Raw genomic sequence first — 13,096 nt, forward strand, 5'->3', positions numbered from 1 at the left:
TACAGGCCGAATTCCGGCTGTCTGCCATCGCTCGGCCGGCGCCTCTTCTGACGACTGATGACCCGGCAACGCACGAGCACGACTTTCAGCATGCGATGCGCCCGGCAGAGCGTCAACCAGAACGCCGCGACATGCACTACCACAGGAGAGACCATGACTTCGGCAGACCCCGAGCGCCTTGGCCCCCTCACCACCTGGGCGGCCAGGCAATACGGTCTGACGCCAGACGAATTCAGGCTGGATTTGGCCGCCGGCGATGCAAGCTTTCGCCGCTACTATCGCCTGACGCTTCCCGACGGCGCCAGCCATATCTTGATGGATGCCCCGCCGGCTCAGGAAGACAGCCGCCCTTTCCTTGCCATCGCCACGGACTGGCACGCCGCCGGCCTACCCGTGCCGCGCGTCCATCATGCCGATCTTGAGGCCGGCTTCCTGGCACTCGACGATCTGGGCGATACACCGCTGCAGCAAAGCTTCACGTCACGCGAGGCCACCTTTGACGGTTTCGAGCGGGCGATCGCGCTGATCCATGAGCTGCAAACCAAGGCATCTCGTCATGCCCTGCCAATCTATGATGCGGCCCTGCTCGCTCGCGAGCTCGACCTGTTTCCTGACTGGTGCCTCGAGCGCCTGCTGGGCATCGCCCCGCCGCCGGGTTGGCCGGCGCTTGCCACAACGCTTATCGAAAGTGCACTCGAGCAGCCGCGCTTTGTCGTACACCGCGACTTCGATGCCATGAACCTGATGCTCGACGACGGCGCGCTGGTGTTGATCGACTTCCAGGATGCCGTGGCCGGCCCGCTGACCTACGACTTTGTCTCGCTGACCCGAGGGCGCTACCGGCGCTTTGACGCCGCGACTCTCCGGCAGTGGCAGGAAGCCTTCCGCGAACGCGCCATCGCCGATGGTCGTCTCGATCCGGGTATCGACACCGAACGCTTCCACTTCTGGTGCGATGCCATGGCTATCCAGCGCAGCCTCAAGGTACTGGGCATCTTCTGCCGCCTGACGCTGCGCGACGACAAGGCAGGCTACCTGGCACGCCTGCCGCACTTCCTCGCGCACCTGGACGACAGCCTGGCGCCCTGGCCGGCGTTTTCCGACTTCCGCGAGTGGCTTCATGTCACCTTTACGCCGGCGCTCGACGCTGCCCTGGCGGCACGAGATATAAACACCTCGGCCAATGAGGCAATGATGCAGGAGCCAACGGCATGAAGGCGATGATCCTGGCCGCGGGGCTTGGCAAGCGCATGCGCCCGCTGACCGACACCTGCCCCAAGCCGCTGCTGCCGGTAGCCGGCAAGCCACTCATCGTTCACCACCTGGAGCGCCTGGCTGCCGCCGGCATCACGGAGGTGGTCATCAACGTCAGCTACCGGGCCGAACAGATCATCGAAGCACTCGGCGACGGTGCGGCCTATGGGGTTAGCATTGAGTGGAGTCGCGAGGACCGTCCTCTGGAGACCGGCGGCGGCATTCAGAAGGCGTTACCGCTGCTCGGCGAGGCGCCCTTCTGGCTGGTCAACGGCGACGTCTGGTGTGCCCCGGACCTCACCGAACTGCCAACGCTTGGAGACGATCTTGCCCACCTGTGGCTGGTCGACAATCCCGACCATCACCCTGCAGGCGACTTCCACCTGGATAACGCGGGGCGCGTCCATCCAGACGGTGAACCGCGCCTGACCTTTGCCGGCCTGAGCATGATCGACCCGGCACTCGTTGCAAGCGAGGCCCCCGGGGCCTTTGCCCTGGCGCCATTACTGCGCAGCGCCATGGTCGCCGGACGCGTCTCCGGCCATCATCATCGCGGCCCCTGGGTCGATGTCGGCACGCCCGAGCGCCTTGCCAAACTGGATACCCGGCTGCGAGCCATGGCAGAGTGAGCGCCTTGCCAGTGCGCATCAGCACCTCGCACTACATTGGACCAAGCGCCTCAATGCATGCTGATGGCGTCGTACTCGTCCTCTCTTTTTTGATCTCAGACGGAGAATTTGCCTCATGAAAGCCAGCGTCAAGTGGACCGACGGTCGTCAGTTCGTCGCCGAATCAGGCAGCGGCCACAGTGTGGTGATCGATGGTCCGCCAGACCATGGCGGCCGCGATACCGGCCCCCGCCCCATGGAGATGCTGCTGATGGGACTCGGCGCCTGCACGTCCTTCGACGTGCTGCAGATTCTCGAGAAGTCTCGTGCCCCGGTCAGCGACTGCGTCGCCAGCGTCGATGCCGAGCGTGCCGACAGCGTGCCCAGTGTTTTCACCAAGATCCATGTGCATTTCACGGTGACCGGCCAGGGGCTCAAGGAGAAGCAGGTCGAGCGCGCGGTGGCGCTATCGGCGGAGAAATACTGCAGCGCCTCCATCATGCTCGCCAATGGCGGCGTCGAAGTGACACACTCTGTCACCATCGTCGAAGGCTGATTCGGATGGAAAACACCCCGGAGCAGGTGCGCCCGTGCCCCGGGGTGTGCATAATACGCGCCTTTCATGCAGCCCCGGCCCAGTCCGCCAGGCATACCACGTACTCATGCACCTGAGGGAGGCTCGGACGTGAGCGACAATCTCCGACTCCACGGCTTCAACAACCTGACCAGTTCGTTGAGCTTCAACATCTATGACATCTGCTATGCCAAGACCGAAGATCAGCGTCGGGCTTACATCGATTACATCGATGAGCTCTATAACGCTGAACGGCTGACGCAGATCCTCAAGGATGTCACCAACATCATCGGCGCCCACGTTCTCAACATCTCGCGTCAGGACTACGAACCCCACGGTGCCAGCGTGACCATCCTGATCGCCGAGCACGAACTCGAGGAACCCGCGCCGGAACAGAGAGCCCCTGGTCCGGGACCGCTGCCGGAGACCGTGGTCGGCCATCTGGACAAGAGCCACGTCACGGTTCACAGCTACCCGGAGTCGCATCCGGACAACGGCATCAGCACCTTCCGCCTGGACATCGACGTGTCGACCTGCGGCATGATCAGCCCGCTCAAGGCGCTGAACTACCTGATCCACAGTTTTGATTCCGACATCGTCACCACGGACTACCGGGTGCGTGGTTTCACCCGCGATGTCGACGGCAAGAAGCTGTTCATCGACCACGACATCACCTCGATTCAGGACTACCTGGCCGAGGACACCAAGAACGCTTACCAGATGGTCGACGTCAACGTCTATCAGGAAAACATGTTCCATACCAAGATGTTGCTGAAGGACTTCGACCTCGACAACTACCTGTTCGGCACCTCGCGCCGTGACCTGACCTTCGAGGAAGCCCGCGACATCGAAAGCCGGCTGCGCAAGGAGATGCTCGAGATCTTCTATTCGCGCAACATGGACTGACAGACGCTCCAGCGCCTCTTGGCCCCTCAATGAAAACGCCCCGCCGGGTCATCCGGCGGGGCGTTTTCGCTTAAGCTCAGGATGTCGCCTCGCTGACATGCCGTCACGACGAGGCGTCACCTCAAGGCATGACGCTCAGACCCGATAGACACTGGTGGTCATCAGCTTGGAGACCAGCCGCATACCGGCCTTGATGGGCGCAGGAAACTGAGCGCCACCGGCCTCCAGGGCCCAGCGCTCGTGGTGGGCCTCGTCTTCGCGCATCTTCTCGAGCACCGCCCTGGAGCGACGATCCCCCGACGGCAAGGCCTCCAGGTGCTCTTCCAGGTGTTCGCCAACCTGCTCTTCGGTTGCCGCCACGAATCCCAGGCTGACCTGATCGCCCACCGCGCCTGCCACCGCGCCGAGACCGAATGAGGCCCCATAGAAGAGCGGGTTGAGCAGGCTGGTGCGGCCATCGAGCTCCTCGAGACGGGCATCGCACCAGGCTAAGTGATCGATCTCCTCCTGAGCGGCCTGTTCCATCTGGCTGCGGATATCGGCCAGCTTGGCGGTCAGCCCCTGGCCCTGATAGAGCGCCTGGGCGCAAACCTCGCCGGTGTGGTTGATGCGCATCAACCCGACGGCATGGGAACGCTCGGCCTCATCGATGTCGCCGTCATCCACACCGGCGGCAGGGCTGGGCCGAGAAGGCTGGGCGGCATGCGGCACCAGGGTTCGCAGAATCGTATCGAACTGCTGAATCAGGTGGTCATTGCGAGAATATTGGCGGTTCATGTAAGCCCCCGTGAGTATCGTCACTAGTCTATCCGAGCCACGGTACGACCAAAAGTTCTGCCAATCTTGCCAGCACACGAGGCCCACCGCACAAGCGACTCGGGACCTCGGGCATTCAGCGTGACCAACATGCAGGGTCGACTGACGGAGTTGAGGCGCGCTACAGGGCAGATTACCCGGCCGGCCAGGTGAAGTCGCGGCCGCCCATCAGGTGCATGTGGACATGATAAACCGTCTGACCGCCACGCTGATTGCAGTTCATCACCACCCGGTAGCCCTCGTCGGCAAAACCCGCCTGCTTGGCAAGCGTCGCCGCGGTGTACTGCAGCCGACCGATCAGCGCCAGGTCATCTTCTGCGATATCGTTGAGGGTCGAAATATGGCGCTTGGGGATCACCAGTTGATGGGTCGGCGCCTGAGGATTGACATCGTTGAAGGCCAGCACATCATCGTCTTCATAGACGATATCGGCGGGGATTTCGCGGTTGATGATCTTGCAGAACAGGCAATCCATGGCGCCTCTCCTTTGAATGATGGTCGATGAATGCGAGTCGTCCGGCCCAGGTGGTTCGCACGACTGAATGGCTTAACGAAAACGTCGCTGGGCCAACAAGTGACGGACCAGGGGGCCCAGAATCAACTCCATGGCCAATGGCATGCGTGACCCGGGCACCACCAGGGTGTGGGGACGGCTCATGAAGGCATCCTGAATCATGGCCAGCAGGTAGGGAAAGTCCACCGTGGACGGATCGCGAAAACGGATCACCACGAAAGACTCGGCATCGGTGGGGATATCCTGAACCTCGAAAGGGTTGGAGGTATCCACCGTGGGCACCCGCTGGAAATTGATGTGCGTGCGCGAGAACTGTGGCTGTATATAGCGCACATAGTCATGCATGCGCCCAAGAATGGTGTCGATCACCGCTTCCTGAGAATAGCCGCGCAGCTTGGTATCACGATCGATCTTCTGGATCCACTCGAGGTTCATGGTGGGCGCCACGCCTACCAACAAGTCGACGTGGCGCGCAATGTCATGATCAGGCGTGACCAGGCCACCATGAAGCCCCTCGTAGAACAGTAGATCCGTGCCACTGGGTAGCGGCTGCCAATCGGTAAAGGTGCCGATCTGGTGGCCCTGCTCGATCATGCGCTTGTCTTCGGCATGGATATAGTGGCGGTAAGTGCCGGCACCCTGATCGCCATATTCCTGAAACAGCGCCTCGAGCCGATCAAGCAGGTTGGCCTCTACCGCGAAATGAGACAGCTCGTCGGTGCGCTCGGGCTCCTCGCGGAAGATTCGCGCCAATTCATCCTTGGTGTAGCGGTGAAAGGCGTCGCCATCGACGGTCGCGGCATGTACATCCTCACGAGTGAACATGCGCTCGAAGGTGCGACGCACCGTGGTGGTTCCTGCTCCGCTGGAGCCGGTCACGGCGATGATTGGATATTCCCGGGACATCAGGCGCCACTCTCAGGATGATAGGACGAAGCGGGTGAAAGCGCAGCTTGCACAGACTCGGGGACCGCGACCGATTTGCCGACATCGGCGTCAACCAACACCAGGTTGAGCCTGGCAGTCGCCACGGGGCGCTGGTCGTGCTCACGCAGTACACGGTGATAAACACAAAGCGACTTGCCTTCGACGGGGGGAATCGCCGTTTCGACGACCAGCATGTCGGGCCAGGCGGCTTCGCCCTGATACTGGATGGCAAGGTCGGCGACGACACTGGGATAGCCGCCGATATCCCATTCCCGGAGCCCCCGGGACACCAGCATCTGGGTTCTGGCCTCGTGCAGCAGCGACACCAGGGCATCGTGCCCCAGGTGGCGCCCATAATTCATATCGGTGATGCGTACCGACAGGGAGTGGCGGTGCAGGATGGCGTCTTCCGGAAACGCCAGGCGGACTCGTGACATATCAACTCCCTGTCGTGGCACTGCCGGGCGCCGAGGCTAAGGCCCAGGAGCGCGGGATAGCGTGCTTTGAACCTGGCCGTAGGCGATACGCTTAGGCGATCAGCGCCCCCTTGCGATGGCGCGGAAGGCGATATCGTTGCGATAGCTCATATCGGTCCAGTCGATGGAGGAAACGCCTTCATAGGCAAGCGCCTGAGCAATGGCCACCGTATCCCCCAAGGCGGTTACACATAGCACGCGTCCGCCACTGGTCGCGACACGACCTTGGTCGTCCAGAGCCGTACCGGCATGGAACACCCGACAGCCAGTATCCTCAGCGGCTTCGATGCCATCGATCACATCGCCCTTGCGATAGCTGCCTGGATAGCCGCCGGCCGCCAGCACCACGCCTACCGCGATGCGGGGATCCCACTCGATGGTCGCGCGATCAAGCTCGCCGCGGGTGCCCGCCAGGCATAGGGCTGCCAGATCGGATTCGAGTCGCATCATGATCGGCTGCGTTTCCGGGTCACCAAAGCGGCAATTGTATTCGATCACCTTGGGGGCGCCGGTCTTGTCGATCATCAACCCCGCGTAGAGAAAGCCGGTATAGGGATGACCCTCGGTGGCCATGCCCTTGACCGTAGGCAGAATCACCTCATCCATGATGCGCTGATAGACCGCCTCGGTGACGACCGGAGCCGGCGAATAGGCCCCCATGCCGCCGGTATTGGGACCTGTATCGCCATCGCCGGCACGCTTGTGATCCTGGCTGGTCGCCATCGGCAGCACATGTTCGCCGTCCACCATGACGATGAAACTCGCTTCCTCACCCTCAAGATACTCCTCGATCACCACCCGTGCCCCGGCATCACCGAAGGCATTGGCCTCGAGCATGTCACGGATCGCCGCTTCGGCCTCGACCTTCGTCATGGCAACGATCACCCCCTTGCCGGAGGCCAGGCCATCGGCCTTGATGACGATCGGGGCGCCCTTTTTGGCGAGATACTCAAGTGCCGGTTCAACGGCGGTAAAGGTCTGATAATCCGCACTGGGAATGTCATGGCGAGCCAGGAAGTCCTTGGTAAAGGACTTGGACCCTTCGAGCTGGGCGGCAGCCTGGGTCGGGCCGAAGATCGCGAGCCCGGCGGCCTGGAAGCGGTCGACAACGCCCGCGACCAGCGGCGCCTCGGGGCCGACGATGGTCAGTTCGATGCCGTGATCACGGGCGAAGGTTTCAAGCCCCTCAAGGTCGGTCACCGCAATATCGACATTGGAGACCTTGGGCTCGATTAGGCTGCCGGCATTGCCGGGTGCCACGTAGACCGTTTCAACGTGAGAAGACTGAGCGACCTTCCAGGCCAGGGCATGTTCGCGGCCGCCGCCGCCGATGATCAGAACCTTCATCTTCAACCTTGCTCGACTGTTGGGTGAGGATAATGCGAATTTTGCGGGGCATTATGCCAGAAAAGCCACCGCCCGTATCGAGGCTCAGTCCTTGTCGCCGCTGGTGTCGTTTTCGGATTTGCCGTCCTTGCCACTGCTCCTGGGCTCCTGATTAAAGGTCTTCTGCCAGAAGCGCATGTTTTCCTCGGCCATCTCGCGCATCATTTCCATCGGCGTATGGCGCATGGCCTCCTTCCACTGATCCTGCATGCGCTGCTGCTGCTCGAGCATCAGGTGGGTACCCTGCTCCAGGTACCGGGCCAGTGGCAGTGGCTGTGCCATGTCGTAGACACGTATGAATTGGGCCAGCAGATCGTTGGAGAACACCTCGGAGTCGCCGCCCGCTTGCTCCTGCTCGATGATGATCGACAACAGAATGGTACGCGTCAGGTCCTCTCCGGACTTAGCATCTTCGACGCGAAAGGGCACTTCCTCAATGATCAGGTTGCGCAGGTCTTCCAGGGTTACATAGCGGCTCTGCTCGGTATCATAGAGCCTGCGGTTGGCATACTTGCGAATCACGCGCACGGACGGTGCTCCTGTTCTCGACTTTGCTGGTATTGTGCACCGCGTCCGACGTTCTAGCCACCGTCGTCATCTATCTGTCATCCGCTGTGCGCCGCCGAGGCCCCATGAACCTGATTTTGCTTGATCCCGCCGACCTGACCGACGACCACCACGTCTGGGTGCGCGACCCCAGACGCTTGCGTCACCTGCGCGAGGTACATCGTGCCCGCCCAGGTGATGAGCTGACGCTTGGCCTGCGCGGCGGCGCCCTGGGTCGCGGCCGGCTGGTCACGCTGAATGACGATGGCGCCCATTTCACACTCGACGCCCTCGACCAGGCGCCACCGCCGGCACTGGATATCGAACTGGTGCTCGCCCTGCCACGCCCGCGAATGCTGGCACGCTCACTTGAGCACGTCACGGCCTTGGGCGTGAAGCGCATCACCCTGCTGCACACCCGGCGGGTGGAGAAGAGCTACTGGCAATCGCCCGAGCTCTCAGAGGAAAAGATACACCAGCACCTGGTGCTAGGGCTTGAGCAGGCACGCGATACGGTGCTGCCCGAGGTATCCCTGGAAACCCACTTCAAGCCCTTCGTCGAAGATCGCCTGCCGGCCCAGCTCAGTGGGCGCCAAGGGCTACTGGCTCATCCCGGCATGGAAGCGGCCTGCCCTCGCGGACTCAATGCACCCGCCACCCTGGTGGTGGGACCCGAGGGCGGTTTTATTCCCTATGAGGTAGAGGCGTTACTGGCAGCCGGCTGCCAAGGCATTCACCTGGGCAGCCGGATCCTGCGGGTCGAGACGGCGGTCGTCGCCCTGCTGGCACGGCTTGGTTGAGCGGCCTTATTTCTGCAGGCCCTCAAGCAGCGACACTGTCGCGAAACCATCCGGTGTCAGCCCCTGGGACGCTTGGTAGGCACGTAACCCAGCGCGGGTGTTGGGCCCCATGATGCCGTCTGGGGTACCGGTCGCGAAGCCGCGAGCATTGAGGGCGCGCTGCAGTTCGCGCACCTGTGCTCTGGAAAGCGGTGTCTCCTGTCGCGGCCAGTCAGCACGTATGCCCGGCTCTTCCGCGATACGACGCGAAAGCGTACCTACCGCCAACGCATAGCTGGTGGCATTGTTATAGCGCAGGATGGCGCGATAGTTGCGGCCGACCAGAAAGGCGGGACCCCGGGCGCCAGCTGGCGCGAGAATCGATGCATTGTTGAGTGTTGGCAGCGTTTCCGAGCCCATGGCGCGCACGCCCTGACGGGCCCATGCCTCGCTTGACCGCCGGGTCGCCAGTTCGGTCTGGGAGTAGTCGAAATCGGCCGGCAGCCGCACTTCGATGCCCCAGGGCTCGCCGGCCTGCCAGCCGGCCCGGGCCAGGTAGTTGGCAGTAGAGGCCATGACATCGGGAATGCTACCCCAGATATCGCGCCGGCCATCACCGTCGCCGTCCTTGGCATAGGCAAGATAGCTTGAAGGCAGGAACTGCGTGTGCCCCATGGCACCGGCCCAGCTGCCGATCATGCGTTCAGGCGCGATATCACCGCTCTCGATGATTTTCAGTGCCGCGATCAGTTCGTCATGGGCGAAGTCGCGACGACGACCATCGAAGGCCAGCGTTGCCAGGGAGTCCAGCGTCGAGAAGCTGCCAAAGTTGCTGCCGTAGTTGCTCTCCACCCCCCAGATCGCGACTACCACCTCGGCGGGCACACCGTAGCCGCTGGTCATGCGCTCGGCCGTGGCACGGTGCTCGGCCAGACGCTCGCGACCGTTGCTCACGCGGGTCGACGACACGGCCGTATCCAGATACTGCCAGATGGGACGCACGAACTCGGGTTGGGCACGGTCGTACTCGAGGATCTTGGGCCGGTAGCGAATATCGGCAAGGGCTCGATCAAGGGTCGACTCGGCGATCCCTCTGGCCCTCGCTTCACGCCTGAAATCAGCGAGCCAGGCGTCGAAGGATGCTGGCGACTCCGCCTGTGCATCGCGCTTATCCTGACCGGCATCAGCGGCCCTTGCCGCCCGATCGTCAGACTGAGCCTGCGCTTGCGCCGGGGCTTGGGCCTTTAGCGGTGTCTGGTCTTGAGCCAGAGCGTCAGTCGACTGACTGCTCTGGCAGCCAACCAGGCTGCTCAGCAGCAACGAGCATACGAGGATCCTGCGCATGGCGGGGCGATACTCCATCATCACGGGGTAAAGCGGGCATCATCGCGCAGATCCACCTGCACCACCAGCCTTAGCGTTTTTGTCATCGCTAGCCAAGCCACAACCTGAGAATCACCGCCAGGTGACAGGCCACCACCACCGCGGTCAGCACGTTACGCAAGCGTCGATACCAGCCAGGCAGCCCAGCGCCCCCTGCAGCACTTGCTTCATAACCGCGCACCGCCATGAAACCAAGCATCAGCAACATGGCGCCCGGCATCCCTCCCCACAAGAGGGCTGGCCAGGCAATCAGACTAGGCGCCATGCTCAACAGCACGCGGCCACGAAAGGCAGCGGGCGCTGGCGCGTCCCGCCCCATGGCAAGCCCCCAATGGATGCCGCCGAGAAAGGAAAGTATCACCGCGCTGTAATAAAGAAAGGCGGTGACCACCGGTGCCTGCCAGGTCAGCGGTGCCCACCACGCGGCAAGGGTCGCCGCCACGAATGGCAATAGGCCGGAAAGGCCAAGCATGACGGGGAGACGGCTAACATCATTACGTAAAAGAACAGGCATCAGGTCTCCTTGGAAGAATCGCTACTGGCACCTCGCAACGGTATCTGCTCATCGTCCCAGGCGGCAGGTGAAACCATCGGCGCAGAGAAGACCTGCGGGGCGGCACGCCAGGGCTGATGGCGCGCCTCTCCCTCGGCCAGGCCCACAAGCTCTGGTAGCCAGTGACTCACGTAGTCGCCGGCCGGGTCGTAGCGGCGAGCCTGCCAGAGCACATTGAAATAGTGTCCGCGGCTCGCCTCACGGCCGGCACCGGCCACATACCCCCAGTTTCCCCAGTTGCTGGCAACATCGAAGTCAATCAGACAATGCTCGAACCAGGCAGCGCCTAGCCGCCAATCCACGCCCAGGTCATGGACAAGGAAACTTGCCACATTCTGGCGTACCCGATTGGACTGCCAGCCAGTGGACGCGAGTTCGCGCATGCCGGCATCGATAAAGGGCACACCGGTCTCGCCACGACACCAGTCGTGGAACGCCGCAGGTGGCTCGGGAAGCGCCCGGGGGCCATAAAGTCCCGCTTTGGCCTGGCGCGCGGCCCAGTGGAAATATTCACGCCACATGAGTTCGAAAATGGCCCAATAACTCGACTCACAGGCGCCATGGTCGCTTTCCCATGCCCGGACGTGATCGTGGACCTGCCGCGCCGACAGGCAGCCAACGGCCAACCAGGGCGACAGCCGTGTCGAAAACTCGGCGCCCAGCAGACCATTACGAGTCTGCTTGTAGCGAGTGATGGCACCGCTGTGCCAGAGATAGTGCTCGAGCCGCGCTTGAGCGACTTCTTCTCCGCCCAGGAAGCGGAATTCACCACGAGGGTCGGCACGCCAGGCGGCCGCCTCAGTGCAGAGATCCTTGAGGGGTGGCAAGCCGCGGGGTGCCTGTTGCGGCCAAAGCGGCAGGGTGATCGGAGCAGAGCGCGCCGGAGGCACCGACCATGCCTTCTCCATACGACGGCGAAAGGCCGAAAAACTGCCCGGCAGCGCCTCAAGCGTAAAGGGCAGCGCCGCTTTTTCGAACAGGGTACCGCCTTCGCAGCGACGAAGCTCACAGTCGGCGGGCAGGCGCTCGGCCAGCCGCGTCAGGTCGTCCATCTCGTCATGACCCGGGGCATCGCGCACATGCACGCAACAGACCTTCAATGAGCTGGCAAGCTCGGCGATGGCCGCCGACGGGTCGCCGACACGCACCAGCAGATCGCCGCCCCGCTTCAGTAGCTCGCCGCGCAGGGCAATCAGACTCTGCCAGAGAAAGCTCAAGCGGGCTGGCCCTATGCGTCGCGCTGATAACCCAGAGGCCAGAGGGGAGAACCACCGCTCGTCGAGCACGTAGACGCACACCAGTGCAGCCGGCGGCGAGGCAAAGTGAAAGAGCGGATTATCGGCCAGGCGCAGGTCGTCTCTCAGCCACACAAGTTCTGGACTCATGCCGACCGCCTGGCGCGGCGCGCCTCGCGGCGACAGCGCTCGCTGCAATGCTGCACCTCATCCCAGCAGCGGGCCCACTTGCGGCGCCAGCGGAAAGGACGCTCGCACTGACGACAGGTCTTGACAGGAAGCTCGGCCTTGCATCGCATGCCACCACCTTGGCCTCACCCGACGGCGGGCCCACATAATTGGACAGGAATATTATTCAGTACATGTATTGTACATGATAATTCCCCGCCAGGAAGGCATCACGAAGAAGGCCGCCCGAAGGCGGCCATTATCAGGGCAGGATGCAATGAGATGCCGTTTCAGCCGGTTTCATCGGACTCACCGGGGACAGGAGCGGCATTGGCATCGGTCTCCCGATGACTGCTGAGCCGATGGGTGACCGAATCATAATTGGGCCTGAGCTCATCCTTGACCGTACCGCTCCACAGGCGCGTACCGACGAAGTATCCCGCCCGCCCGATCACATGAGCCGCCACCGGCGCGGTCAGCAAGAGGAAGAGTATGACCCCGAAGGCCCTGGCCACCACGGCCTCGACGGCGAAATGCAGCGCCACCGCCAGCATGATCAGCGAGGCGCCCAGGGTCGCGGCCTTGGTGGTGGCGTGCATGCGGGTCAGCAGGTCGGGCAGACGCAGTACCCCGAGGGCGGCCACCAGCATGAAAGCGGACCCGGTCAGGATCAGAATGTTCTCGAGAAGTTCAATCATCCCGCGGCCCTCCTCGCTCAAGGAAACGGGCGAAACCGATGGTGGCCATGAAAGCCATCAGCGCCATGACGATGGCCACATCCAAAAGGCTCGGAACATCGGTAGCGATGGCGATCAGGCCAATCATGCCGACCAGAATTGCCGAGAAGAGCTCCAGTGCCACCACCCGATCCGGCAGGCTAGGGCCGCGATAGAGGCGCGCGAAGGCCAGGCAAAGCGCCAGTGCCATCATGGCAAGACTCACAAGGATGATGTTCGACAAGGGACTCTCCT

17 protein-coding genes are annotated in these 13,096 nt (G+C 62.6%); 5 read left to right on the forward strand and 12 right to left on the reverse strand.

The window, feature by feature from the left end; genetic code table 11:
• Positions 1 to 153: 153 nt before the first annotated feature.
• The 4 genes from HF027_RS12725 (at position 154) to speD (ending at position 3,342) form a co-directional block, all read left to right on the forward strand.
• Positions 154 to 1,215, forward strand: coding sequence for an aminoglycoside phosphotransferase family protein (locus HF027_RS12725; protein ID WP_168016245.1), 1,062 nt, complete (start codon positions 154 to 156; stop codon positions 1,213 to 1,215).
• Positions 1,212 to 1,883 carry an N-acetylmuramate alpha-1-phosphate uridylyltransferase MurU gene (gene murU, locus HF027_RS12730; protein ID WP_168016247.1) on the forward strand — a complete coding sequence of 224 codons (672 nt, stop codon included), beginning with the start codon at positions 1,212 to 1,214 and terminating at the stop codon, positions 1,881 to 1,883. Before HF027_RS12725 ends, murU begins: the two co-directional genes overlap by 4 nt.
• A 115-nt stretch (positions 1,884 to 1,998) precedes the next feature.
• The gene (locus tag HF027_RS12735) at positions 1,999 to 2,418 is read left to right on the forward strand and encodes an OsmC family protein (protein WP_168016249.1); all 420 of its coding nucleotides are present in this window, start codon (positions 1,999 to 2,001) and stop codon (positions 2,416 to 2,418) included.
• Between the two features lie 129 nt (positions 2,419 to 2,547).
• The gene (gene speD, locus HF027_RS12740; RefSeq protein WP_136253572.1) at positions 2,548 to 3,342 is read left to right on the forward strand and encodes an adenosylmethionine decarboxylase; all 795 of its coding nucleotides are present in this window, start codon (positions 2,548 to 2,550) and stop codon (positions 3,340 to 3,342) included.
• 135 nt (positions 3,343 to 3,477) lie between these two features.
• Here speD and coq7 read toward each other — a convergent pair whose 3' ends face one another.
• The 6 genes from coq7 to phaR form a co-directional block, all read right to left on the reverse strand.
• Complete coding sequence (coq7, locus tag HF027_RS12745; protein ID WP_168016251.1) at positions 3,478 to 4,119, reverse strand: 2-polyprenyl-3-methyl-6-methoxy-1,4-benzoquinone monooxygenase; 642 nt, start codon at positions 4,117 to 4,119, stop codon at positions 3,478 to 3,480.
• A gap of 172 nt (positions 4,120 to 4,291) precedes the next feature.
• A complete protein-coding gene (locus HF027_RS12750; protein WP_168016253.1) occupies positions 4,292 to 4,633 on the reverse strand; it encodes a histidine triad nucleotide-binding protein in 342 nt (113 codons plus the stop codon).
• Positions 4,634 to 4,705: 72 nt separating this feature from the next.
• Complete coding sequence (locus tag HF027_RS12755) at positions 4,706 to 5,578, reverse strand: phosphoribulokinase (protein ID WP_168016255.1); 873 nt, start codon at positions 5,576 to 5,578, stop codon at positions 4,706 to 4,708.
• The gene (locus tag HF027_RS12760) at positions 5,578 to 6,036 is read right to left on the reverse strand and encodes an acyl-CoA thioesterase (protein ID WP_168016257.1); all 459 of its coding nucleotides are present in this window, start codon (positions 6,034 to 6,036) and stop codon (positions 5,578 to 5,580) included. The genes HF027_RS12755 and HF027_RS12760 overlap by 1 nt, the downstream gene beginning before the upstream one ends.
• Positions 6,037 to 6,135: 99 nt before the next feature.
• Positions 6,136 to 7,422, reverse strand: a complete 1,287-nt coding sequence (gene purD, locus HF027_RS12765) for a phosphoribosylamine--glycine ligase (protein WP_168016259.1) — start codon at positions 7,420 to 7,422, stop codon at positions 6,136 to 6,138.
• Positions 7,423 to 7,506: 84 nt separating this feature from the next.
• Entirely contained in the window at positions 7,507 to 7,989 is a 483-nt protein-coding gene (phaR, locus tag HF027_RS12770; RefSeq protein ID WP_168016261.1) for a polyhydroxyalkanoate synthesis repressor PhaR, read from the reverse strand.
• Between the two features lie 104 nt (positions 7,990 to 8,093).
• On the opposite strand from phaR, the gene HF027_RS12775 reads away from it, so the two are divergent.
• The gene (locus tag HF027_RS12775) at positions 8,094 to 8,807 is read left to right on the forward strand and encodes a 16S rRNA (uracil(1498)-N(3))-methyltransferase (protein WP_168016263.1); all 714 of its coding nucleotides are present in this window, start codon (positions 8,094 to 8,096) and stop codon (positions 8,805 to 8,807) included.
• Between the two features lie 6 nt (positions 8,808 to 8,813).
• On the opposite strand, the gene HF027_RS12780 is transcribed toward HF027_RS12775, so the two are convergent.
• The 6 genes from HF027_RS12780 to HF027_RS12805 form a co-directional block, all read right to left on the reverse strand.
• Positions 8,814 to 10,130, reverse strand: a complete 1,317-nt coding sequence (locus HF027_RS12780) for a lytic murein transglycosylase (RefSeq protein ID WP_168016265.1) — start codon at positions 10,128 to 10,130, stop codon at positions 8,814 to 8,816.
• Positions 10,131 to 10,218: 88 nt separating this feature from the next.
• A complete protein-coding gene (locus HF027_RS12785; RefSeq protein ID WP_245184795.1) occupies positions 10,219 to 10,683 on the reverse strand; it encodes a DUF3429 domain-containing protein in 465 nt (154 codons plus the stop codon).
• Positions 10,683 to 12,107, reverse strand: a complete 1,425-nt coding sequence (locus HF027_RS12790) for a DASH family cryptochrome (protein ID WP_168016267.1) — start codon at positions 12,105 to 12,107, stop codon at positions 10,683 to 10,685. Before HF027_RS12790 ends, HF027_RS12785 begins: the two co-directional genes overlap by 1 nt.
• Positions 12,104 to 12,256, reverse strand: coding sequence for a DUF2256 domain-containing protein (locus HF027_RS15770; protein ID WP_168016269.1), 153 nt, complete (start codon positions 12,254 to 12,256; stop codon positions 12,104 to 12,106). The genes HF027_RS12790 and HF027_RS15770 overlap by 4 nt, the downstream gene beginning before the upstream one ends.
• A 159-nt stretch (positions 12,257 to 12,415) precedes the next feature.
• A complete protein-coding gene (gene mnhG / locus HF027_RS12800) occupies positions 12,416 to 12,823 on the reverse strand; it encodes a monovalent cation/H(+) antiporter subunit G (protein ID WP_168016271.1) in 408 nt (135 codons plus the stop codon).
• Positions 12,816 to 13,085 carry an MrpF/PhaF family protein gene (locus tag HF027_RS12805; RefSeq protein WP_168016273.1) on the reverse strand — a complete coding sequence of 90 codons (270 nt, stop codon included), beginning with the start codon at positions 13,083 to 13,085 and terminating at the stop codon, positions 12,816 to 12,818. The genes mnhG and HF027_RS12805 overlap by 8 nt, the downstream gene beginning before the upstream one ends.
• Positions 13,086 to 13,096 lie beyond the last annotated feature (11 nt).

The sequence above is a fragment of the Halomonas salinarum genome (genome assembly GCF_012062845.1).
GTDB lineage: Bacteria > Pseudomonadota > Gammaproteobacteria > Pseudomonadales > Halomonadaceae > Onishia > Onishia salinarum.

Bases quoted from the DNA above. Each gene is read 5' to 3' on its own strand.
- HF027_RS15770 (WP_168016269.1), bottom strand. From the start codon at position 12,256: ATGCGATGCAAGGCCGAGCTTCCTGTCAAGACCTGTCGTCAGTGCGAG.
- HF027_RS12760 (WP_168016257.1), bottom strand. From the start codon at position 6,036: ATGTCACGAGTCCGCCTGGCGTTTCCGGAAGACGCCATCCTGCACCGC.
- coq7 (WP_168016251.1), bottom strand. From the start codon at position 4,119: ATGAACCGCCAATATTCTCGCAATGACCACCTGATTCAGCAGTTCGAT.
- HF027_RS12780 (WP_168016265.1), bottom strand. From the start codon at position 10,130: ATGCGCAGGATCCTCGTATGCTCGTTGCTGCTGAGCAGCCTGGTTGGC.
- HF027_RS12750 (WP_168016253.1), bottom strand. From the start codon at position 4,633: ATGGATTGCCTGTTCTGCAAGATCATCAACCGCGAAATCCCCGCCGAT.
- HF027_RS12775 (WP_168016263.1), top strand. From the start codon at position 8,094: ATGAACCTGATTTTGCTTGATCCCGCCGACCTGACCGACGACCACCAC.
- HF027_RS12785 (WP_245184795.1), bottom strand. From the start codon at position 10,683: ATGCCTGTTCTTTTACGTAATGATGTTAGCCGTCTCCCCGTCATGCTT.
- HF027_RS12755 (WP_168016255.1), bottom strand. From the start codon at position 5,578: ATGTCCCGGGAATATCCAATCATCGCCGTGACCGGCTCCAGCGGAGCA.
- HF027_RS12725 (WP_168016245.1), top strand. From the start codon at position 154: ATGACTTCGGCAGACCCCGAGCGCCTTGGCCCCCTCACCACCTGGGCG.
- mnhG (WP_168016271.1), bottom strand. From the start codon at position 12,823: ATGATTGAACTTCTCGAGAACATTCTGATCCTGACCGGGTCCGCTTTC.
- murU (WP_168016247.1), top strand. From the start codon at position 1,212: ATGAAGGCGATGATCCTGGCCGCGGGGCTTGGCAAGCGCATGCGCCCG.
- purD (WP_168016259.1), bottom strand. From the start codon at position 7,422: ATGAAGGTTCTGATCATCGGCGGCGGCGGCCGCGAACATGCCCTGGCC.
- HF027_RS12735 (WP_168016249.1), top strand. From the start codon at position 1,999: ATGAAAGCCAGCGTCAAGTGGACCGACGGTCGTCAGTTCGTCGCCGAA.
- HF027_RS12790 (WP_168016267.1), bottom strand. From the start codon at position 12,107: ATGAGTCCAGAACTTGTGTGGCTGAGAGACGACCTGCGCCTGGCCGAT.